Source organism: Candidatus Pelagibacter sp. (assembly GCF_052049855.1).
Classification (GTDB): domain Bacteria; phylum Pseudomonadota; class Alphaproteobacteria; order Pelagibacterales; family Pelagibacteraceae; genus Pelagibacter.
Window position 1 is genome coordinate 515,355 of sequence record NZ_JBNGZE010000002.1, and the last position, 23,453, is coordinate 538,807.

At 33.4% G+C, this 23,453-nt stretch carries 21 protein-coding genes; 16 read left to right on the forward strand and 5 right to left on the reverse strand.

Features of this window, described 5'->3' with window-relative positions:
• Nucleotides 1-2: 2 nt before the first annotated feature.
• The 5 genes from ACTT9X_RS04950 to ACTT9X_RS04970 form a co-directional block, all read right to left on the reverse strand.
• The gene (locus tag ACTT9X_RS04950; RefSeq protein ID WP_440934547.1) at nucleotides 3-2,156 is read right to left on the reverse strand and encodes an ABC transporter permease; all 2,154 of its coding nucleotides are present in this window, start codon (nucleotides 2,154-2,156) and stop codon (nucleotides 3-5) included.
• A gap of 3 nt (nucleotides 2,157-2,159) precedes the next feature.
• Nucleotides 2,160-3,191, reverse strand: coding sequence for a quaternary amine ABC transporter ATP-binding protein (locus ACTT9X_RS04955; RefSeq protein WP_440934548.1), 1,032 nt, complete (start codon nucleotides 3,189-3,191; stop codon nucleotides 2,160-2,162).
• A gap of 65 nt (nucleotides 3,192-3,256) precedes the next feature.
• On the reverse strand, nucleotides 3,257-3,808 hold the full coding sequence (locus tag ACTT9X_RS04960) for a hypothetical protein (RefSeq protein ID WP_440934549.1): 552 nt from the start codon (nucleotides 3,806-3,808) through the stop codon (nucleotides 3,257-3,259).
• Nucleotides 3,808-4,185, reverse strand: coding sequence for a hypothetical protein (locus ACTT9X_RS04965; RefSeq protein WP_440934550.1), 378 nt, complete (start codon nucleotides 4,183-4,185; stop codon nucleotides 3,808-3,810). Before ACTT9X_RS04965 ends, ACTT9X_RS04960 begins: the two co-directional genes overlap by 1 nt.
• A gap of 81 nt (nucleotides 4,186-4,266) precedes the next feature.
• Nucleotides 4,267-5,211 carry an ABC transporter substrate-binding protein gene (locus tag ACTT9X_RS04970; RefSeq protein WP_440934551.1) on the reverse strand — a complete coding sequence of 315 codons (945 nt, stop codon included), beginning with the start codon at nucleotides 5,209-5,211 and terminating at the stop codon, nucleotides 4,267-4,269.
• Nucleotides 5,212-5,315: 104 nt separating this feature from the next.
• Here ACTT9X_RS04970 and ACTT9X_RS04975 point away from each other — a divergent pair, with 104 nt between their 5' ends.
• The 16 genes from ACTT9X_RS04975 to ACTT9X_RS05050 all read left to right on the forward strand — a co-directional run bounded on the left by ACTT9X_RS04975 (nucleotide 5,316) and on the right by ACTT9X_RS05050 (nucleotide 23,451).
• Nucleotides 5,316-7,655 carry a DUF1989 domain-containing protein gene (locus ACTT9X_RS04975; RefSeq protein ID WP_440926133.1) on the forward strand — a complete coding sequence of 780 codons (2,340 nt, stop codon included), beginning with the start codon at nucleotides 5,316-5,318 and terminating at the stop codon, nucleotides 7,653-7,655.
• Nucleotides 7,656-7,660: 5 nt separating this feature from the next.
• A complete protein-coding gene (locus ACTT9X_RS04980) occupies nucleotides 7,661-8,011 on the forward strand; it encodes a hypothetical protein (protein WP_440926132.1) in 351 nt (116 codons plus the stop codon).
• Between the two features lie 101 nt (nucleotides 8,012-8,112).
• Nucleotides 8,113-9,441 carry an NAD(P)/FAD-dependent oxidoreductase gene (locus tag ACTT9X_RS04985; protein WP_440934552.1) on the forward strand — a complete coding sequence of 443 codons (1,329 nt, stop codon included), beginning with the start codon at nucleotides 8,113-8,115 and terminating at the stop codon, nucleotides 9,439-9,441.
• 69 nt (nucleotides 9,442-9,510) lie between these two features.
• Nucleotides 9,511-10,980 (forward strand): glutamine synthetase family protein, encoded by a 1,470-nt coding sequence (locus ACTT9X_RS04990; RefSeq protein ID WP_440907613.1) that lies wholly within the window; start codon nucleotides 9,511-9,513, stop codon nucleotides 10,978-10,980.
• Between the two features lie 32 nt (nucleotides 10,981-11,012).
• The gene (locus ACTT9X_RS04995) at nucleotides 11,013-11,957 is read left to right on the forward strand and encodes a glutamine amidotransferase (RefSeq protein WP_440934553.1); all 945 of its coding nucleotides are present in this window, start codon (nucleotides 11,013-11,015) and stop codon (nucleotides 11,955-11,957) included.
• Entirely contained in the window at nucleotides 11,945-12,799 is an 855-nt protein-coding gene (locus tag ACTT9X_RS05000) for a GXGXG motif-containing protein (protein WP_440934554.1), read from the forward strand. The genes ACTT9X_RS04995 and ACTT9X_RS05000 overlap by 13 nt, the downstream gene beginning before the upstream one ends.
• Nucleotides 12,799-14,211 (forward strand): FMN-binding glutamate synthase family protein, encoded by a 1,413-nt coding sequence (locus ACTT9X_RS05005; RefSeq protein ID WP_440934555.1) that lies wholly within the window; start codon nucleotides 12,799-12,801, stop codon nucleotides 14,209-14,211. Before ACTT9X_RS05000 ends, ACTT9X_RS05005 begins: the two co-directional genes overlap by 1 nt.
• An 11-nt stretch (nucleotides 14,212-14,222) precedes the next feature.
• On the forward strand, nucleotides 14,223-14,639 hold the full coding sequence (locus tag ACTT9X_RS05010) for a hypothetical protein (RefSeq protein WP_440934556.1): 417 nt from the start codon (nucleotides 14,223-14,225) through the stop codon (nucleotides 14,637-14,639).
• A 127-nt stretch (nucleotides 14,640-14,766) separates the two neighbouring features.
• Nucleotides 14,767-16,167: an ammonium transporter gene (locus tag ACTT9X_RS05015; protein WP_440925001.1), complete on the forward strand. Its 1,401-nt coding sequence runs from the start codon at nucleotides 14,767-14,769 to the stop codon at nucleotides 16,165-16,167.
• Between the two features lie 11 nt (nucleotides 16,168-16,178).
• On the forward strand, nucleotides 16,179-16,409 hold the full coding sequence (locus ACTT9X_RS05020) for a hypothetical protein (RefSeq protein ID WP_440934557.1): 231 nt from the start codon (nucleotides 16,179-16,181) through the stop codon (nucleotides 16,407-16,409).
• A gap of 223 nt (nucleotides 16,410-16,632) precedes the next feature.
• Nucleotides 16,633-17,517 (forward strand): class II glutamine amidotransferase, encoded by an 885-nt coding sequence (locus tag ACTT9X_RS05025; protein WP_440934558.1) that lies wholly within the window; start codon nucleotides 16,633-16,635, stop codon nucleotides 17,515-17,517.
• Entirely contained in the window at nucleotides 17,517-18,200 is a 684-nt protein-coding gene (locus tag ACTT9X_RS05030; protein ID WP_440934559.1) for a protein glxC, read from the forward strand. Before ACTT9X_RS05025 ends, ACTT9X_RS05030 begins: the two co-directional genes overlap by 1 nt.
• Nucleotides 18,201-18,202: 2 nt before the next feature.
• Nucleotides 18,203-19,531, forward strand: coding sequence for an FMN-binding glutamate synthase family protein (locus tag ACTT9X_RS05035; protein ID WP_440934560.1), 1,329 nt, complete (start codon nucleotides 18,203-18,205; stop codon nucleotides 19,529-19,531).
• A 34-nt stretch (nucleotides 19,532-19,565) separates the two neighbouring features.
• Nucleotides 19,566-20,891 (forward strand): type III glutamate--ammonia ligase, encoded by a 1,326-nt coding sequence (gene glnT, locus ACTT9X_RS05040; protein ID WP_440926121.1) that lies wholly within the window; start codon nucleotides 19,566-19,568, stop codon nucleotides 20,889-20,891.
• A gap of 1 nt (nucleotide 20,892) precedes the next feature.
• A complete protein-coding gene (locus ACTT9X_RS05045; RefSeq protein WP_440934561.1) occupies nucleotides 20,893-22,026 on the forward strand; it encodes a diaminopropionate ammonia-lyase in 1,134 nt (377 codons plus the stop codon).
• 6 nt (nucleotides 22,027-22,032) lie between these two features.
• Nucleotides 22,033-23,451, forward strand: coding sequence for a cryptochrome/photolyase family protein (locus tag ACTT9X_RS05050; RefSeq protein WP_440934562.1), 1,419 nt, complete (start codon nucleotides 22,033-22,035; stop codon nucleotides 23,449-23,451).
• Nucleotides 23,452-23,453 lie beyond the last annotated feature (2 nt).

Below are 23,453 nucleotides of genomic sequence, written 5' to 3' on the forward strand. Positions count from 1 at the left end.
TACTAAGCTATGCCAAGATGTTTTTTTCTTTTTCCAACCCAAGTTCTAATCAAGTTATCAAAAATTAATCCTATAAACGCAACACAGATACCAAGTGTTAAACCAATTCCAGCACCATTTTTATCTGATAGTGCTTTTAAAATGTATTGACCAAGATCTTCTGTTCCAATAAAAGCTCCAATTATCACCATAAATAAAGCAAAAACTATTGTTTGATTTAAACCAAGCATCATATGTGGAAATGCTAATGGAAACTCAATTTTTGTTAATCTTTGAAATTTATTTACACCAGACATTGTTGCAGCTTCATGTAAGCCAACAGGAACACTTCTAAGTCCTTCTATTGTATATCTAGTTGCAGGAATTGTTGCATAGACAATTACAGCAATTAAAACAGATGTATCTGTTATTCCAAAAAGCATCATTACAGGAATTAAATATACAAATGATGGGAATGTTTGAAATATATCACAAACACCTAGCATAAATGCTGCTGATTTTTTGTTTTGAAAACATAATGTTCCAACTGTAAATCCTATTAAACAAGAAATAACTACACCAAAAGTTGCCATGTATAACGTTACTAATGCTCTATCCCACCATGGACTTAATGCTATAAATAAAGTCAAAGCAGCAACAACTAATGCTGATCGAACTCCTCCAATTAAATATCCTGCGCCAACTGCTAGTACCAATGTAGCTACTGCAGGCATTCTTAAATATAAAGCTCTCATCGGCTGAAGGACATCTTGAATTAACCATGTATTGAATGCTTTAATATACACGAAGAAAGTATCAAAAATCCAATCAACTCCTTTATTCCAAAAATCTGCTGTTGATATTCCTTTATTATGAGGAATTTCAAACAAGTAATTAAAACTACCTTTGAAAATAAAAGTCCCAACGTATGCAAGAATTATTCCAATTACGAATGAAGCTGCAAAAAATATTACGTTTTTATTTCTTTGGAAAAAAGTCAGATTACCAAAATAATCTGTTTGTTTATTTGCCCATGCCAAAGACATTTTATCAAGTAAAATTGCAATTAAACTAATACATAAACCAGCCTCAAGTGCCAGCCCTATATTGAGTTGATTAAGTGCTAACAACAAATTAAATCCTAATCCTTTCGCGCCAATGAACGCAGATATAACTGCCATTGAAAAACAAACCATAATAACTTGGTTAACTCCAATTAAAATATCTCTTCTTGCTGTTGGAATTAGTACCTTGAACATTAATTGCCAATTGGTACAACCACTCATTCTTCCAGCTTCAATAACTTCTGGTGGTATAGCTCTTAATCCTAATATTGTTAATAATATCATTGGTGGAACTGCAACAACCATAGTAATAATTACAGCAGCGTGATCACCTACTCCAAATAAAACAAGTGCAGGAACTAATACAGCGTATTGTGGCATTGTCTGCATTACCAGAAGAATTGGGTACAATGCTTTTTCAACACGTTTACTTTTGTAAGCTGCAATACCCAGGCCTAAACCAAAAATAAATGAAAGTGGAGCTGCAACAAGTATAAAAGAAAGCGTTTGCATTGATGGTTTCCATTGACCAAATATAGAAATATAGATCATTGTTAAACCTGCAAATAAAGCCAATCCTTTTCCACTTAATTTATAAGATAGTATAGCTGCTCCAGCTGCAACAATGGTCCAAGGTAAACCTGGCAACTCTAACCATGGATAAGCATCAATAAAATCCCAACTTGTAAATGCAACAATAGTTTCTAAACCTCCAAGTAAAATCTCCCTAATTAATTCAATTAAAAAAGTCATAAATGAAGTTAAATTTCTACTTATCTCTAATAGTAATGGTCGAGTTTTAAATTCTTGGGTATCTTCGTTCCAAAACTCCATTGGCATCCATTCATTCATTAAGAAGAATAAAGAGTCGTTTATCCAAATAGGCAGCCATCCTAGAAGTGGAGGCAATCTCCAAAATACATCAAACGCATAATACCTAACCTCTTTACCTAGAAAAAAGTAAACACTTTGGTTTGGATCTTTAACAAATTCAGCCTGGCCTCTTATAAATTTATAAGTTTCAGGAACATCAATTGCAAAACATAAAGCAAAAAATACAATTAATAAAAATAACCATTGAAATAATTTTGGATATTTTTTTAAATACTTCATATTTTAACTACCGTTTTTTCTTCCTCCAAAAACTGTATCAATTATTTTTGAAGGTTTAATTGATCCTACAATATTATTACTTGAATCAACTACTCCTACTAATTTTTCTTGAGTAAGTATTTTTTCTGCAACATTTTCTATAATTTCATCTTTGGACACTTTTAAATCTCCTAAATTATCTTTACTTGAAGCATCCATTACATCCTCAATAATCAAAACCTTCTCTCTCGGTACTTCTTCAGTAAACTTTCTTACATATTCAGTTGCTGGATTTAGTACGATATTGGCTGGCGTATCTAATTGTTCAATTATACCATCTTTCATGATTGCTATTCGATCAGCTAACTTTAATGCCTCATCAAAATCATGAGTGATGAACATGATGGTTTTCTGTAATTTTTCCTGAAGTCTTAAAAACTCATCTTGCATTTCTTTTCTTATTAAGGGATCTAATGCAGAAAAAGGTTCATCTAAAAACCATATATCAGGCTCTACTGCTAATGACCTTGCGATTCCCACCCTCTGTTGTTGTCCACCTGAAAGTTCTCTTGGAAAATAATTCTCTCTTCCATCTAGTCCAACTAGTTTAACCATATCCATTGCTCTTCTTATACTCTCTTCAGTATTAGTGCCTTTTATCTGAAGCGGAAAAGCAATATTTTCAACAACTGTTTTATGAGGTAACAAAGCAAAGCTTTGAAAAACCATTCCCATTTTATTTCTTCTAAGCTCAATAAGCTCTTTATTATTTAATTCTAATAAATCTTGACCTTCAATAAAAATTTTTCCACCGGTAGCATCAGTTAATCTTGAAATACATCTAAGAAGTGTTGATTTACCCGAACCAGATAAACCCATTACTACTAACATTTCTCCTTTTGCAACTTCAAAAGAAGCATTATTTACTCCAACTATACATCCTCTTTCCTGAAAGGTTTTTGCATCTACATTGCCATTGGATTCTTCAAGCATCTTTTTGGCATTTTGTCCAAAAATTTTATAAACCGACTCGCATTTGATTACAGTCTCAGACATAAATTGTTTTAAAGTTATATTAAATTCTATAAAATTAAAATGTTAATAATTGTTGCCTTTCCTCATTAAAAATTTTTGATAAAATAAACTCTAGTATCAATTCCAGTGCTTAAAAAACTTAAAGCTTCTCCACTTATAGTAATACTTTCATCAACACCTACATTATTTCCACTAACTGTAAAACCAGCAAAACATTTGCTTTTTTCTTCATCCCATTTGACAAAAGTCTCATCAATTTTATTTCCATTAATTGTATAAAGCTCATGTGCTCTAAAATTTAAAAAATTAGCACCCATTATTGCTCTTTGAGGAATTAGCTTTGTAGCTTTACATACTTGCTCATATACTTCATCTGTTAATTTGTAGTGATCGGTTCCATCAAATGAAACTAATATTCCAGAGGGTAGTTTAGATATTAACTCACTTAATTTTTTTTCTTCAGCAATTCTCTCCTCCTCTAACTTCATTCTTTTTACTAAATCATCACCTTGTCCAAAAATTCCATTTAAAATACTAAAGGATACAATTACTATTAGAGTAATAAATATAAGACCAATAAATTGTCTCAGAGACTCAGGTAAATCTTTAATTTTATTAATATAATTTTCTTTTAACATTATTCTTGTAACTTACCGTTCTTCCAAATGCCTGTTTTCTGTTTTCCATCAGCCCAAGTAAATGTTCCTTGACCATTCATAAAACCATTTGCCCACTCCCCTTCATAAGTAGAGCCATCAGGAAATGTTAAAGTTCCAATTCCACTCCAAACACTATTTTTAAATTCACCTTTATAAATATATCCATTTGGCCAAGTCTCTACACCTTGTCCTTCTTTTTTTGTAGAAACCCACTCCCCTTCATAAGTAGTTTTATCAGTGTAAACCCACTTGCCATAACCATTATCACAATTACCCTCTTTACAGCCGGTACTACGTGCAAGTGCAATAGAGCTTATTAAAAAGCTTAATAATAAAAAAAGGAGAAATTTTTTCATGAATTTATTTTACACAAAATCATATAAAAAAAAATCCCCCCCAACAAGTTGGGGGAGATTTAAAATTTTTAACTTTAATCCTTATTTAGTAAATGCTTGCCAAACTGACTTGTTATCAGCTAACCATTTTTTAGCTGCATCTTCGTGAGTCATTTTGTCAATGTCAACTAAAGCTGCCATTGCACCAATTTGACTTGTAGAGAATGACATTTTTTTGAACGCTGCTGCTGCATCAGGATGAGTTTTTGGGAAATCCTCATGAACTGCTTTTTTCAAGTATCCATCAGGAGAACCACATTTACCATCTCCACCATCTTCTGGTCTGCAACCAGCCGTGTATGGAGGGAAGTCAATAAATGTAAAACCAGCACCATCCGTAAAGTTAGGCGTCCAGTTGAATATAATTGTTCCTCTTCCTTCTTTTTCAGCTGCAGCTAATTCTGCCCAAAGTGCATCAGCACTTCCAGCAAATTTAACCCACCATAAATCACCTAAACCTAGTGCATCAACCCTTTGTGGAATTAAGTCACCATGCCAAGTTTGTGGACCTTCCAACATTCTTCCTTTTCCATCTGGAGAGTCAGGTGTTGTAAAGTTTTTTGCACAATCTGGATTTTTTAAAGCTGTCCAGTCTGGTAAACCTGGGCATAATCCTTTTTCAGCAACCCAGTTTGGATATCCCATATCCTCAAGAGTTCTTGCTTCATGATCACCCCAATCTAATAAACCACCTTTATCTAAAGCAGTAGTAAAAGATTTACCGAATGCAGATTCCCATACCTCGTGAGATATAGTTACGTCTCCAATTCTAATTGACTCATAAACTGCTTGTGAGTCAGCGTTTACGTATTTTACGTTATTACCCATACTTTCAAAAATTCCACCAATAACATAAGCCATTACAATTTGACTTGACCAGTTATGTGTTGGGATCACGATGGGCTTTTTGCTATCAGCATTTGAAATTCCTGCAAAACTTACAACAGAAATAACTAGAGCAGATAGTAAAGATATTATTTTTTTCATATATACCCCTCTATTATTAATATATTAATACTGAAAGTATGTTCCTATTTAAAGTTATAGTCAACTCGTTTTGATTATATTATGGTCTCACTTAAATTTAAAAAATGTTAGGCACAAGCAAAGATATCAAATATCCTGGTTTGAATATTTTACCACCTGGAGTTGAAAGACATGTTGTTAATGGTGGTGGTCTAACTGGTTTTCAAATTTTTCCTGATGATGAGGTAGAAATAATTAATAATGAGGGAAATCAAATATGTGAGATTATTTGTTTTGGAAAAGATGGAAATTCAGATCTTGGAATTTTAAATCTTAAATCAAACAATGAAAAAAACTTTATAAGAAATATTCTTAGTGGGAATGATGAAACAATTTTAGCAACCAACTATCAACTAAAAAAAAGAAATTTAAAAATTTCTAATTCAAAATCATCAATTATATTTGATCTAGACTCAGAACCTGGTGAAAAAATTAAATTAAAATCAAAAGATAAATGTTACGTAATATTTTCAGCACCTGGAGAAGATATGGATGTTACAAAACAAAATCCACCAACTGATTTAACTATATTTGTTAAAAGAGCTAAAATTGTTAATGATAAGGAATTAAATGTAATTCCTGATCCTATTTTCGAACCTGTTTATGAAGAAAATATAAATAAAGAAACTTCAATATCTTATGAGGTTAAAGAAGGAGATTATATTCAAGTGATAAGTCCGACTGGCAGACAATGTTCTGACTTTGTGGCTTTCGATACAAGAAAATTAGAAAAAGGAATTGAAAAAGGATTAGACTGGCAAACCACGAGAACATTCATGGGTAATACTTTCCCAGGACCAGGTTTGTTCTCAAAATTTTATGATACAGATCATGAGCCACTTGTTGAAGTAATAAGAGATACTGTTGGTAAACACGATACTTTTAATCTCGCATGTACTTCAAAATATTATGAAGATGCGGGGTATTTTGGTCACCCAAACTGTTCGGATAATTTAACTGAAAGTATGTCGAAATATGGTGTTCAGAAACAAAAAGGTTGGCATGCAATTAATTTATTTTTTAACACCTCGGCTGGAGGATTAAATTCTGTTATTTCTGATGAATCTTATTCAAGGCCTGGAGATTATGTAATGTTTAAGGCTTTAAAAGATTTAACAATAGGAACAACTGCATGTCCAAGTGATATAGATCCTTGTAATTCATGGAATCCTACAAATATATTTGTTAGAACTTACGATAAAAATAAAGAATTTAGAAAGTCATTTGGTTTTAGAATGAAAACGGACTCTGAAAATAAACTTACTAGAAATTCTGGCTTTTATGAAAAAACTTCAAAATTAACTAGAAACTTTGTTGATGCTAGAGGGTTTTGGCTTCCAAATGATTACACCAAGCATGGTTTGGTTAATGAGTACAATGCTTGCAGAAATGATGCTGTATTAATTGATTTATCGTCACTAAGAAAATTTGAAATAATTGGTCCTGATGCTGAAGAGTTAATGAATTACACTCTTACAAGAAACATAAAAAAACTTTCTGTTGGACAGGTTGTATATTCTGCAATGTGTTACGAAAATGGAATGATGTTCGATGATGGAACTCTTTTAAGATTAAGCGAAACAGGTTTTAGATGGATATGTGGAGATGAGTATGGTGGAGAATGGCTTAAAGAAATTGCAAAGAAAAAGAATTTTAACGCTATTGTGAAAAACTCTACTGATCAAATTAGCAATGTATCTTTGCAAGGTCCAAAAAGTAGGGAAATTTTAAAAAAAATTATCTTTACACCACCTACACAGCCTTCGATAGATGAGTTGGGCTGGTTTAGATTTACAATTTGTAGAATAGAAGAGCTTCAAGGTATTCCATTAATTGTTTCTAGGACAGGTTATACTGGTGAGTTAGGTTATGAAATTTGGTGTCATCCAAAACATGCTCCTGAAGTTTGGGATAAATTAATGGAAGCAGGTAAAGATGATGGATTGATACCAGCAGGGTTCGCTGCTCTAGATAAACTAAGAATTGAGGCAGGTTTAATTTTATTTGGCGCAGAGTTTGATGGAGAGCAAGATCCTTTTGAAGCTGGTATTGGTTTTGCCGTTCCACTGAAAACAAAAGAAGAAGATTTTATTGGTAAAGAGGAATTGATTAAAAGAAAAGCTAACCCACACAAGAAATTGGTAGGCCTAGAACTTAATGGAAAAGAAATAGCAGGCCACGGAGACTGTGTTCATATTGGAAGATCACAGGTTGGTATAGTTACCAGTGGATGCTTGTCCTCTACTTTGAATAAAAATATTGCTCTTTGCAGAATAGATGTTCAATACTCAGAAATTGGTACTGAAGTTGAAATAGGTAAAATCGATGGTCATCAAAAAAGGATTGGCGCTAAAGTTGTTGGTTTTCCATTCTACGATCCAACCAAATCAAGAGTCAGAGCTTAAAAATAATGCCAAAAGAAAAAAAGACACTATTAGATTTTTGGGAAGATCAAATGAGACAGTCGCATACAGCTAGTAACTATTTTTTTAGAAAATCTCCCTCTCACTATCATATGATGTTATTAGTAATGTCTGCACATAAAGAAAATAAAAAACTATCTGTTGAGGAACTTAAAACTAAATTATTTAAAACATCTAGACCTAAATCTGCATTAATTATTACTGAAGCTTGTGAAAAAGGATTCTTTCGTCTTGAAAAAACATCAACAGACCAAAGGGTAAAAAATATAATACCTAGCGACTCATTTATTAAAGAATTTAATGAATACCTGGATACCTTAAAAAATATAAGTTATTAGCGACAAATTTAACAAAAATTGAAATATCTAAATTATATATATAATTTTTAGTTCTATAAAAAATTATATTAATTACTATTTGCAAAAAATAATGTTTTTGTATGTCGACATTACCTTCGAAAGCAAAAGTAGTTATCATCGGTGGTGGAATTCACGGTCTTAGTACTGCTTGGAAACTTTCTGAAACTTACAAAAATCCTGGTGACATCGTTGTCTTAGAAAAAAAAGATACTGCAGCTGGTGCAAGCGGAATTGCTTGTGGTGTTGTAAGAAATAATTATTTCCAACCAGCAATGAGAGAATTAATGGCTCACTCAGTTTCTGTTTGGGAGAGTGATCCTAAAGCATTTAAATACAATCCAGTTGGTTACATGCAAATATCACCTGAGGTAATGCATGAAGATGTTGCAACAATTTATGAACAACAAAAAGCTATTGGATACGAATCAGTCTTTATAGAAGGTGAAAAAGATTGTTCAAATTATATGAAGGGCATTTTTGATGATTGGCAAGCACAAGGTATCACTTCTGTACTTCATGAAAAAAAAGGTGGATACGCATTTAACAAAGATTCAATTAAAGCACTTGAGAGTAAATCTACATCAAATGGTGTTCAAGTATTGAAAGGTGTAAAAGTAACAGGTTTTAAAAAAGGAAGTAATAGTCAAGCGGTTACAGGAGTAGAGACAGACAAAGGTACAATTGAATGTGAACAGGTTGTTGTCGGCGCAGGTCCTTGGGCAAGAGATTTTTGGAACATGTTAGAGTTACCTAAAACGGCTAACATTAAAGGCAAAGACGGTAAAATGCATGTAACAGATATGTGGACATACTGGATGTTACAAGAGGGTGTGATTGGTGTTGAGCCAGATTTTCTAAAAACAAATGATGGAAAACAACCACCTGTGGTTCATGTAGATTCGACTGCTCCGTTATATTCAGACAAAACTAAAAAATTATTAACAGATAAAATTTGGGGAATTTATTATAAACCTGATATAGATGGATTAGGTGTTCAAGGTGGAACTTCACCATACATAGTTAAAAAACATTTTGATCAAGTTAATGTTGATCCTTATGGAATTGAATCTCCTGAGTATCAAACAACTGATGCATTTAGTGAAATGTGGTGTTCAGCGTTAGCACATTGTCAAAAAAGATTTGAAGGTAAATCTGATTTGTATAGAAAAGGACCATCGGGTGGTCTTGGATGCATGACGCCGGACTCTTTTCCAATCTTTGATAGGTTTTTTGAAAACGTTTACATGATTGCAGATGCAAACCATGGATACAAGATGATCGGTGTTGGTGAGCTTGTTGCAAAAGAAATTCTTGGTACTGAAAGTGATTTGTTAAAACCATTTAGATTCAACCGTTACGAGAAGGGAGAACTTCACCCTACTTCGAACAGTCCGTTTCCTTGGAGCTAGACTCTAAGCCTGGACACAAATATATTTTTCAGCTACGTTTGAATAAATTAAATTCATTGAGGGGTGAAAATGACAGATCTAGAGAAACACGTAAACCAGCCAGGTAGAGCAAAATTAGTTAAAAAAGTTAGAGAAAAAATTAATGAACTTGGCATCACTTATATTTATTATCAATTCATTTCTGTAACAGGTAGAGTTGTTGGTAAAGGTATACCAGCAGATCACTGGGAAAGAACAGCTGAAAAAGGATTTCAATTAGTTTACGGTGCTACAGCAAACTTGTTCTTAGATCGTCATAATAATTACATTGGATATGGACCAGAGGCTATGGAGCTTGTTGGAATACCTGATCCTGAAACTTTTGTTCAACTACCATGGGATAAAAGAGTTGGAAGAGTATTTGTAACTTGTTTTAGAAACAGAGAAGAAAGAAAAAATCCAGGTGGTCATTTAACTTCAGACTGCAGAGGAAATCTAAGAATTTTTATGGATGAATTTAAGAAAAAACATGGTCTAGAATTAAGAGTTGGAACTGAGCCTGAAATGATGTGGTTAACAAAAAATGAGGATGGAACTCCTACAGGTAAAGGTTTTTCTAAACCATTCTGTTATCACATAGATCAGTTTGAATCATTGAGACCAGTATTTATGAAGGTTATTGAGTACGCAAAAGCAATGGGTCTTGATATGATTCAAGGAGACCATGAAGATGCGCCAGGTCAATTAGAATTAAATTGGACCTATGATAACGTTTTAAGGAATGCAGATAGATTATCAACCTACAGACAAATTTGTGCTCAAGTTGCTAGAGAACATAATTTAATTGCTTGCTTTATGACAAAACCATTTATGGGTGTTTCTGCTAGCGGTTGTCATACAAACATGTCTTTATGGAAAGGTGGAAAAATTAAACTTAACAAACTTGGAAATAAAACTCTACCAGGTGTTGAAGAAGTATTTAGTTATGTTGAAGGTGGAACCAATACTTTTATGCCTGATACCAAGGATATGCAATTACCAGGTAAAATTGGTTTGCAATCGATTGCAGGTATCATGAAGCACTTACCAGCATTAACAGCTCTTGGATCTTCAACAGTAAATTCTTATAGAAGATTATGGGATCAAGGATTTTGGGCTCCCGTTTATGCTGATTGGGGATATCAAAACAGAACTTGTGGTTTAAGAGTTTCTGCTCCAGGAAGATTTGAATATAGATCGGTAGATTCTATGCATAATCCTTATCTATTAGGTGCTGCTTTATTAAAAGCTTGCGATGAAGGTATAAGCAAGAAGATGAAACCAGCAGCTCCTGAGTCTAGAAATATTTATGAGGCTCAAAAAGCTGGTAAAGATGTTAAAAAACTTCCATTAAGTTTAGGTGAAGCTTTAGATAGATTGGCAGAGGATGAAGTCATCAAATCTGCAATGCCAGATGAAATGTATAAAGTTTTCCATTGGTACAAAAATGATGAGTGGGAAAGATTTCTTGGTGCTACTACACAATGGGATCTGGATACTTATCTTGATTGTCTACCGTAGGTCAAAGAAATAGATAGAAAGGGTATAAATATATGTGTGGAATAGCAGGTTTAATTCATAGAGGGAAATCTTCGAATGTTGGAAGCGAACTACAAGGAATGCTCCAAGCATTAAAGCATAGAGGAGAAGATTCTACAGGTTACGCTTTATATGGCGATACTGATGGAAAAAACTTCATTATGCGTTTTAAAGTTGGAGAAAACGTAGGAGAAGGAAGTTCATCTGTTATGGAAGATGTGTCAGTTTACGATGAAAGAAAAAAAATTGTAGATGAAACTTTGGCTGAGATGGGTGCAAAAGTTATTAAAGAAGAGAGAACTCTTCCATACTCACTAAGATATGAGATTGATTATGATACAAAAGATTTGTTAGACTTTTCGCAGAGAATTGAAAGTATTCCAGGTGTTGAAATTCTTTCTATGGGAAAATCTTTAGAGGTAATTAAAGATCTTGGAAATGCTAAAATGGTCTGTGACAGATATAGTTTAGATAAAGTAGTTGGAACACATGCTATTGGTCATGCTAGAATGGCAACTGAATCAGGTGTGGATATTAAGTCTGCTCACCCTTTCTGGGGCTATCCATTTAGCGATGTGTCTGTAGTTCATAATGGACAATTAACTAATTATTGGAATAACAGAAGAGTTTTAGAAAACAAGGGAATGAGATTTATGTCTGAATGTGACTCAGAATTAATTGCAGTTTACATTGCAGAAAAAATGAGACATGGAGCAACTTTAGAGGAAGGAATGAAAGAGTCATTGACTGGTCTTGATGGGGTTTTCACATACTTTGTTGCAACTAAAGATTCATTAGGTATGGCTAAAGATACAATGGCTGCAAAACCTTTGGTTTTGTATGAGTCTGATGATTTAGTGGCAATGGGATCAGAGGAAATTGCAATTAGGTCTGTATTACCACAAGAAATTGATACATATGATCCATTTGATGGGGAGGTAAAAGTATGGCAAATCTAAAAGCTGTGTCGAAAAAATCGAAAGCCCAATCGATGGGTATGCACACTGAGGTATTAACTGGAAGAACTCAACAAAAATTCTTTAATCCTGATGAAGCAGAAAACTTTTATTACTTTGGTACGTATGATGTAGATTTCAATAAAAGAACTGAGCTTGATGTTAAAGACATGACAGCTCCTGAGGCTAATAAAGAAATTGATAACTTAATGAGCCAAGGTTATGGAACCATAGTTATTAAAAACCCACAAGGTAAACACAGTCTTGGAGTTGGTATTTTAAATAAACTGAATTTAATTTTTGAAGGTAGTTTAGGATACTTTGGAATGGGTTCTTGTGACGGTCCAATAGTCAGAATTAACGGAAGAGTTGGATGGTCATGTGCAGAAAACCTAATGGCTGGTAAAGTGGTAATCGAAAAAAATGCTGGATCATGTTTTGGTGCGGCAATTAGAGGTGGAGATCTAATTTGCAAAGGCAGTGTTGGTGCCAGAACTGGAATTGACATGAAAGGTGGAACTATCATAATTGGTGGAGATGCGGGTGCATTTACAGGTTTTATGATGCAAAGAGGAAGAATAATTATACTTGGGGACGTTGGAATTAATTTGGGTGACTCTATGTATGATGGGACAATTTTCGTAGGTGGAGAAATTGGCTCCTATGGTAGTGATGCTGTAGATTCGGAATTGACATCAAGTGATCAAGATTGGCTGAAACGAAAATTAAAGGTTGCTGAGATTGGTGAAAATTTTGATGTAAGTAAAATGAAAAAAATTGTAGCAGGTAAAAAACTTTGGAATTATGATAATTTGGAACCTACAGAGAAGAAGGGAGCAATTTAATGCCTAAGAAAAAAAGTAAAAAAGTTAAAAAGAATGGAAAAGGTGTTGGTGGAAAAGCAGATGTCCATGCACACGAAGAAGGTAAAAGAAATAAAAGTTTATTAGGACATAATGCTATCTTCACTCCAGAAGTAATAGACGACATTCATATAAAAGCTCAATTAGGAAGATATAGAATGCGTGGAATGGCATTAATGAAAAAAATTCCTACTTTTGATGATTTAGTTTTTTTGCCTGGAACACTAACTAGATTTGTAATCGAAGGTTACAGAGAAAAATGTGAAACAAAAACAGTAATTGGACCAAGATGTGAAAATCCAATTGAGTTAGATATTCCAGTTTATATTACAGGAATGAGTTTTGGTGCTTTATCTTATGAAGCAAAAACTGCTTTAGCAAGAGGAGCAACTATGGCAGGTAGTGCTACATGTTCTGGTGAAGGTGGAATGATACCTGATGAAAGAAGATATTCTGAAAAATGGTATTACCAATGTATTCAATCAAGATATGGTTTTAACCCACACCACGCACAATTAGCAGATGGTATTGAGGTGTTTATTGGACAAGGTCAAAAAGTTGGAATGGGCGGACACTTAATGGGTCAAAAAGTTACTGACCAAGTTGCTGAGATGAGATCATTACCATCTGGTATTGACCAAAGATCTCCTGCGAGACACCCTGACTGGTTAGGTCCAGATGATTTAGCTTTAAAAGTAGAGGAATTAAGACAATTAACAAAAAATAAAGTGCCAATTCAATTAAAGTTAGGTGCATCTAAAGTTTATGATGATGTGCGTATGGCTGCAAAATGTGACCCAGACTCAATTTACTTAGATGGAATGGAAGGTTCTACTGGTGCTGGCCCACATATCGCTGCTGCAAACACTGGTATTCCAGGTATTGCTGCAATTCGAGAAGCTAGAAGAGCGATCGATGATGTTGGCAAAACTGGAAAAGTAACATTAATTTATGCTGGTGGAGTAAGAGACGGTGCAGATATGGCTAAAGCTTTAGCTCTTGGAGCTGATGCGATCGCTATTGGTACTGGTTCAATGATTGCATTAAACTGCAACAAAGATATCCCAGAGGCTGACTTTGAAAAAGAGATGGGAGTAAAAGCAGGTGAATGTTATCACTGCCATACAGGACGTTGCCCGGTTGGTGTTGCAACTCAAGATCCTAAATTAAGAGCAAGACTAAACCCTGATGATGCAGCATTAAGAGTTTACAATTATCTTCACTCAATGACTTTAGAGGCTCAACTTTTAGCAAGAGCCTGTGGTAAAACAAATATCCACTCATTAGAACCAGAAGATTTGGCTGCTTTAACATCAGAAGCTTCAGCTTTAGCAAAAGTTCCACTTGCTGGAACAAACTATACTGTTGGAGTTGATAACTATCACAAAATATAAGGTTAATAACTATGGCAAAGAAAAAGGGTAAAAAAGTAGTTAAAGCAAAAGAAAAAGAGATCAAAGGTCAGTTAGGGAAAAAAGCAGAAACAGATAGAGAAAAAATGATCGGTCAATCAATTGGTTACCGATACGATGTAAATCTTTTACCTGACTATTCCAAACTAACACCTTTTCTTAAGAAATATATAGAAGCTATGGGATGGGATGACTTAAACTGGCTAGAAGATGTGCATATGGGTTATGAGGAAGATAGACCTGCAGTTTTTTGTAGAAATGCAAATGGTTGGGTTACTATTCCAAGTTCAATAAAATTACCGAATAATCAACAAGATAGAGATATGATTGCAAGAGAACTTTTAGTTAAGTTCCAAATGTCTCCCAAACATCCTCTTGTTGATTTGAAAAAAGCATATTTAAAGTTTTAATATTACAATCAATAGTTGATTATTTTTGCAAATCTGCTGTTTATAACTATATTTTTTCACTCTCTTTATATTTGTAACGAAACGTAAAATTTAATAGGGTTTTAATAAACAAATATGGAGAGAGAATATGACTGATCAGTTAGGTGCTCTTACCACGATATTTACAGAATTTTACTACTGGACAACAGTAGTACTAATGTTTTTAATTCACGTTGGATTCTGTATGTATGAGGTCGGAGCTTCAAGATACAAACACCATCAACATACTCTTATGAAAAACACAATGCTGATACCTTTGGTAACAGTAACTTGGTTTTTGTTTGGTTGGTGGATTTATTGGGCTTTTCCAACTGGACCTGGATTAGCTCCATCAATAATGACAGAAAGCACAGGGCTTGTCCTTGGTGGTGGATTTGGAGGAAATGATCTTGCTAATCCAACAAATGCTTTGATGGCAATCAATCTTAACGACCATATAATGGGTGTGTTCTGGGCAGCATTCCTTTTATTTTCATGGACTGCAGCATCTATAGTTTCGGGTGCAGTTATCGAAAGAATAACAACATTTGCATTTGGAGTTTTGGCAATTGCAATAGGATCTGTTTTTTGGTCAATTGATGCATCATGGGGATGGCACTTTGATGGTTGGATGCTTAAAATCTTAGGTTATCATGATGCATATGCATCAGGTGTAATTCACGCTATTGCTGGTGGATTTGCTTTAGGTGTGCTTATGGTATTAGGTCCAAGAATTGGAAAATTTTCATCAAGTGGTGAACCAAGAAACATTGGTCCACGAAATCCTTGGTTAGTAACAATTGGATTGTTCTTAATTTATACTGGATTTTGGGGATTTTATGCGGCTTGTAACGTTCCAATATATGATCTTGGCCCAGAGTATGGCATGGAAGGTATATCATTTTGGACGGCAACTAATATCTATCTAACACCCACTACTTTAAGTGGAATTACAATGAACTTTTTGATGTCATTGTCAGGAGGTTTATTGGCTGGATATGTTATTGCTAAAGGTGATCCTTTCTGGACTTACTCAAGTGGATTAGCTGGCATTATTTGTGCATCTGCAGGAAACGACTTATATCATCCAATTCAAGCATTAGTTATTGGTATGATTGGAGTTGTGATTGCTTACAAACTTCATTACTGGGTTGAACGAAAGTTCAAGATTGATGATGCAGTTGGCGCAGTAGCTGTACATGGTTATGCTGGTTTTGTAGGTCTTGTAATTTGTGGATTCGTCTTAAATGGTTATCCTTCATCTGGTTACAGTGTTGGAGCTATGTTTGATGGAACAACTTATGCAACAATTAATCCATTAGGACAATTTATTGGAGCAATAATAATGTTCTTTGTTTTAGGATTAATACCTGGCTATATCATCGCTAGAGTTCTCAATGGAATGGGTAAATTAAGAATCCCGCGAGAAGTTGAAATAGCTGGACTTGACTATGAAATGATGGAAAGTGCTAAAGAAGACGAAAAAGCAGTTTCATCAGCAACCAGGTAAAGGAGAAAAATATGGCAACAGTATCAAACTGGATAGATCATCTTAATAAACCAGCTGAAGAAGTTGGCGGATCGGTTTATCCTGGGGCTGGATCTAGTGAATTTATACTAGTTCTTGTGTTAATTGCTGTGTGGATAGGATGGACTGTAATTACTAGCAAATCTGAAAGTGATGAGCTTAACGCATTATCCAGAAAAAGACACGGTGCTAACGATCATAAAAGCAATATTACCGATTGGTAATTAAAAAATAAATTTGGGCGCTACTTAATTGTGGCGCCCTTTTTTTTTAGAAAAAATATGGATGATAAAAATAACGAAGAACTAAGGCCTTCTAAAATGAGGGGCGTAGCTTTTCCAAAAGCTAAGTACGGAGTGATAGTGGCTATTATCATCATTGTAGTTGTAAACCTTATCTATTATAAAGATTTTTTTTTATCGTTAATTAATTAAAACTCTAAAGTCTATGTGTGGAATTGTTGGAATATATTTGAAAACAAAAAAATTTGAGAAAAATCTAGGTAAAATGTTATCAGGTATGCTTAACAACATGGAGTCTAGAGGACCAGATAGTGCAGGATTTGCTGTATATAAAAATTCGGACAAAAAAGAATATAAATACTCTTTATGTATTAATAATTTAGATTTTACTAAATTTAAAAAAGATATTTCAAAAAAAAATAGAAATTTAAAATTAAATCAATACTCCGATCATGTAATTGTAAAAACAGAAGAAAAACCAAAAAAATTTATTAAACTTATTAATAAAGAATTCCCTGAAGTTTCAATTGTTGGATATGGACATTCTATTGAAATTTTTAAACAAGTTGGAAATCCAAAAGATGTAGTTAAAAAATTTAATTTGAAAAGTTTTAGTGGCACACATGGTATTGGACATACAAGAATGGCAACCGAAAGTGCAATAACTACTGATGGTTCTCACCCTTATTCAACTGGAGAGGATGAATGTTTAGTTCACAATGGTTCTTTATCTAATCACAATAACTTGAGAAGAGAGCTCAAGAAAAAAGGAAATATTTTTACCTCTGAAAACGATACCGAAGTTGCTGCCGGCTACGTTTCAAATAGTCTTTCAAACAATAAATCGTTAAAAAATACACTTGTTTCAGGTCTGAAAGATCTTGATGGCTTTTATACATTTATAGCAGGAACGAGAAAAGGATTTGCAGTAGTAAGAGATGAAATTGCATGTAAACCTGCAGTTATAGCAGAAACAAAAAATTATGTTGCAATCGCATCTGAATTTCAAGCAATGGCACATCTTCCAGATGTTAACAATGCAAAAATTTTTGAGCCAGAACCTGGCATTGTGTATTCTTGGGGAAATTAATGAAATTAGATTTAAAAAAATTAAAGTTGAGAAAAGTAAACGAACAATTGCAAAATATAGATAGAAAAATAAATGATAGGAATTTCACTATAATAAATCCTGAGGGTAATCACGCTGTATGTGCTGGACTTACTGAAGAATTAAATATTAATATTAAAGGTCATGTTGGATATTATTGTGCTGGAATGAATCAAAAAGCAAATATTACAATTGAAGGTAATGTTGGAACTGGTGTAGCTGAAAATATGATGTCTGGTAAAGTTCATGTAAAAGGCAATGCATCTCAATCAGCAGGGGCAACTGCTCATGGTGGGCTTTTAATTATTGATGGTGATGCTAGTTCGAGATGTGGGATATCCATGAAAGGAGTCGACATAATTGTTAAAGGTTCAGTTGGCCATATGTCAGGTTTCATGTCTCAGGCAGGGAACTTGGTTGTATGTGGTGATGCTGGTGAGGCATTAGGTGATAGTTTGTATGAGACAAACATATATATAAAGGGTAGAGTTAAATCACTTGGTGCAGATTGTGTTGAAAAAAAAATGGATAAAAAACATATTAAAAAACTAAAATTACTTTTACAGGAAGCAAATATTAAAAATCAAAAAGCTGAAAGTTTTAAAAGATATGGTTCAGCAAAAAAGTTATACAATTTTAAAATAGATAATATTTCTAATTATTAATTATGAAAAAAAATAATAGAACTCATCCACGTCAATCATGGACTTTTGACGAATATACAAATTCAGAAATAAGAAGAGCTGCAGCGACAGGTATTTATGATATTAGAGGTGGAGGATCAAAAAGAAAACTTCCCCACTTTGATGATTTATTATTTTTAGGAGCATCAATGTCTAGATATCCACTAGAGGGTTACAGAGAAAAGTGTACTACAAATGTAACTCTTGGAACAAAATTTGCCAAAAAACCACTTGAATTAGATATACCAATTACAATTGCAGGAATGAGCTTTGGTGCATTATCGGGCCCAGCAAAAGAGGCTTTAGGAAGAGGTGCAAGTGCTGCTGGTACATCTACTACTACAGGTGATGGAGGAATGACACCTGAAGAAAGAGGACAATCTAAATATTTAGTCTACCAATTGTTACCGTCTAGATACGGAATGAACCCAGACGATTTAAGAAAAGCAGATGCAATTGAAGTTGTTATAGGTCAAGGTGCAAAGCCTGGTGGTGGAGGAATGTTATTAGGTCAAAAAATAAACGATAGAGTTGCAAAAATGAGAACTTTACCTAAAGGAGTAGATCAAAGATCTGCTTGTAGACATCCTGACTGGACTGGTCCAGACGATTTAAAAATAAAAATTTTAGAATTACGTGAAATTACAAAATGGAAAGTTCCTATCTTTATAAAAATTGCAGGAGCAAGACCGTATTACGATACTGCTTTAGCTGTAAAAGCGGGTGCTGATGTAATTGTACTAGATGGAATGCAAGGTGGAACGGCTGCTACTCAAGAAGTTTTTATTGAAAACGTTGGTCAACCTACTTTAGCTTGTATTAGACCTGCAGTAGATGCTCTACAAGATTTAAACTCTCATAGAGAAGTACAATTAGTCATATCAGGTGGAATTAGAAATGGTGCAGATGTTGCAAAAGCTTTAGCGCTAGGAGCAGATGCGGTATCAATAGGTAGCGCTGCAATGATAGCTATAGGTGATAATGATCCAAAGTGGGAAAAAGAGTACAACAAATTAGGTTCAACTGCAGGGGCTTATGATGATTGGCACGAAGGTAATGACCCTGCAGGAATCTCGACTCAAAATCCAACTTTAATGAAAAGATTAGATCCAGTAAAAGCTGGTAAAAAGTTAACCAATTATCTAAAAGTGATGACGCTAGAAGCGCAAACACTTGCTAGAGCATGCGGAAAAAATAGTTTACATAATTTGGAACCTGAAGATTTATGCGCACTAACTGTTGAAGCTGCTGCAATGGCTAGAGTTCCTTTAGCAGGAAGTAACTGGATACCGGGGATAAAAGAAAAAAAGTGATTGATACAGATCTTTAATATTCATAAAATCAATTATGCCAAAAAATTTATTTAAGATAGCAAAAGCTAAAAAAATAAAATATTTTTTAATAAGTTTCGTGGATCTGTTTGGAGTTTTAAGATCTAAATTAGTTCCAGCTCAAGCAATTAGCGATATGCAGAAAGATGGAGCAGGATTTGCAGGATTCGCGACTTGGCTAGACATGACTCCGGCTGACAGTGATATGTTTGGTGTCCCAGATCCAGATAGTCTCATTCAACTACCATGGAATAAAGAAATTGGCTGGCTCGCCTCTGATTTATATATGGATGGTAAACCTGTTAAAGCCTCTCCAAGAATAATGCTTAAAGAGCAAATAAAAAAAATGTCACAAAAGAAACTCCAAATGAAATCAGGTGTTGAATGTGAATATTTTTTAATTTCTGAGGATGGGCATTCTTTGGCTGACAAAAGAGATATTCAATCTAAACCTTGCTATGACCAATCCGCTCTTATGAGAAGGTATGATTTAATAAAAGAAATTTGCAATTGTATGCTGGAAATGGGTTGGAAACCTTACCAAAACGATCATGAAGACGCCAATGGTCAATTTGAAATGAACTGGGATTATTCAGATTCTCTTGTCACTGCAGATAGACATGTTTTCTTTAAATTTATGGTTAAAAGTTTAGCGGAAAAGCATGGCTTAAGAGCAACTTTTATGCCAAAGCCGTTTAGTAATTTGACTGGTAATGGTTGTCATGCTCACGTTTCCGTTTGGAATGGTAAAAATAATAAATTTTTAGATAAAAAGGATGCACTTGGCTTAAGTAAACTTGCATACAATTTCTTAGGGGGAATAATGAAAAATACACAAGCATTGTCAGCATTTTTTAATCCAACAATAAATAGCTATAGACGAATTAATGCTCCACCAACAAAATCAGGAGCAACTTGGTCTCCAAGTAGTATTTCTTACACAGGAAACAACAGAACTCACATGATTAGGATACCTGATAAAGGTAGATTTGAATTAAGATTAATGGATGGTTCTGCAAACCCTTATCTACTTCAAGCAGGCATAATAGCTGCTGGGCTTGAAGGAATTAACAAAAAACTAAATCCTGGAAAACCATTACATTGCAATATGTACAAAGACTATAAAAAATATCCTAAATTAAAAAAATTACCTAATGATATAAATCAAGCTATTAACATGCTTAAAAATAGTAAATCGTTATCAAAAGCTTTTGGTGCAGAAGTAATCAAAAGCTACATAAAACTAAAAAATTCAGAAATACAAAATTTCAAAGATAAAAATAATTTTAATAAAAAAAAACCTGTATCTCAATGGGAAAAAGATAATACATTAGACTGTTAAGGTGAAGAGTTTAAACAGTATTAAGAACTGGAAACTTACAAAATCTTTAAAAAATAATAATTTTAGTTTTAAAAGAAATTATGTTTTAAGATTTGCACCTTCATTACTATTAACAAACGCCTATAAATCTATTTCCAGCTGGAAAAATTATAAATCAACACCACTATTAAAACTTGATAAATTACAAAAAAATTTAAAATTAAATAATGTTTTTTATAAGGATGAGTCTAAAAGATTTCATTTAAAGTCATTTAAAGCTTTGGGTGGTGCTTATGCTGTTGAAAAAATATCTAAAGGAAAAAAAAATATAATTATTTCCTCGGCTACAGCTGGTAACCATGGAAGATCTGTAGCATGGGGTGCCAAAAGGTTGGGGTTAAAATGTAAAATCTTTGTTAGTCAATATGTTAGCGAAACAAGAGTTAAAGAAATTCAAAAATTCGGTGCTGAAGTAATAAGAGTTAAAGGAGATTATGAAAATTCACTCAACGAGTGTAAAAAATTATCAAAAAAAAATAATTGGAAAATTGTTCAAGATGTTTCAACAAAAGATTACAAATTAGTTCCTCAACTTACTATGGCAGGGTATTCCATAATGATTAGAGAAATTTCTAAACAAACAAATCAATATATAACCCATATTTTCTTACAAGCTGGTGTAGGTGGTATGGCTGCTGGTGTAGTAGCTGGTGTTGCAAAATATTTTAAAAGAATTCCAAAAATAATAATAGTTGAGCCTGATAAAGCTGATTGTGTTCTCCAAAGCATAAAACACAATAAATTAAAAAAAATTAAAATTAAAAAGGAGAGTATCATGGGTGGTATGTCATGTAATGAAATGTCATATATTCCATGGCAAATATTAAAAAAAACAAGCAATTGTTGTGTGTCTGTAAGTGATCGAAATATTGCTAGAACCATAGCGATGTTGAAAGACAAAAAGCTTAGTAAAAATTCAATAATTGGTGGAGAATGCTCTGCACCTGGTATTATAAGCCTAGTAGGCGTTTGTAACAATGCTAAAACTAAAAAACTCATCGAACTTAACGAAAATTCTAATGTTTTAGTAATAGGATGCGAAGGTAATGCAGATGTGAAACTTTACAAACAACTGCTATCTAAAGGTAGAAAATAAGTTTACATGAAAAAAAACGCAATATTTTGGATCAGAGAAGATTTTAGAATTGAAAATAATCCTGCACTATCTTTTGCAAGTCAAAATCATGATAACGTCATTGCATTATTTATTTATAATAAAACTGATTTTGATAAAAAACGAGAAGCACAAAAATGGTGGCTGTATAAGTCTTTAGAGGAATTTAAAACAGAATTATTTAAATACAAAATCAATCTTCAAATATTGGAGGGAGACGAGCTAGAAGTATTATCAAAAATAAAAAAAAAAGATAATATTTCTGTCTATTGGAATAAAGTATATGAACCAGATGTAATTACTAAAGGTAAAAAAATAAGAGACGCTTTTTTAAAAAATGAAGTTGAGTTCAAATATTTTAAAGGAAATATTCTTAATGAATTTCAGGAAGTAACTAAAAATGATGGTACACCTTTTAAAGTATTTAGTCCATTCTGGAGAAATGCTGAAGAGAAATATCTAAGTCTACCTCCAAGAAAAAATTATGTTGTTAAAAAAAAAATTAAATTATTTTCTTTTTATAAAAATAGTATTGAGCCTAAAAAAATTTTACCTAAAAAAAATTGGTATAAAAAATTTGAGAAATATTGGAAAGTTTCTGAAAATGAATCGAAAAAAATTCTTAATAATTTAATTGAAAAAAAAATTAAAGATTATGGAACAGCTAGAGATTACCCATCAATCAAGGGTACATCGAGATTATCTCCATACATAAAACATGGTCAAATTCACGTAAGTACTATTTGGCAAAAATGTATTGAAATAAAATCTAAAGGAATCGGCTATAGGAAATATATCAATGAATTAGGCTGGCGTGAATTTTCACATAGTTTAATTAATTATTTTCCTGAATTTTTAAAAGGTAACTACAGAAAAGAATTTGATAAATTTCCATGGATAAAAAATGAAAAATTTTTGAAGGCATGGAAATCGGGAATGACAGGCTATCCTATTGTGGACGCTGGGATGCGAGAATTATATGAAACAGGATGGATGCATAACAGAATTCGAATGGTTGTTGGTTCCTTTCTAGTAAAACATTTAAGAATAAATTGGATGGAAGGTGAAAAACATTTCAGAAATTGCTTGTTAGATTTCAATAAAGCAAATAATGTAGCTCAATGGCAATGGGTTGCTGGTTGTGGGGCCGATGCTGCACCATACTTTAGAATATTTAATCCAATTTTACAGGGAGAAAAATTTGATAAGGAAGGCCTGTATGTTAAAAAATGGGTTCCTGAGTTAAACCAAGTTCCTAAAAAATTTATTCATAAACCATGGGAAATGGAGCTCAAATACCAGGAGGCAATAAAAACTATAATAGGTAAAGATTATCCTAAACCTATTGTAATACATGAAAAAGCAAGAGCTGCGGCTTTAGAGGCTTTTCAATCACTGAAAAAATAACT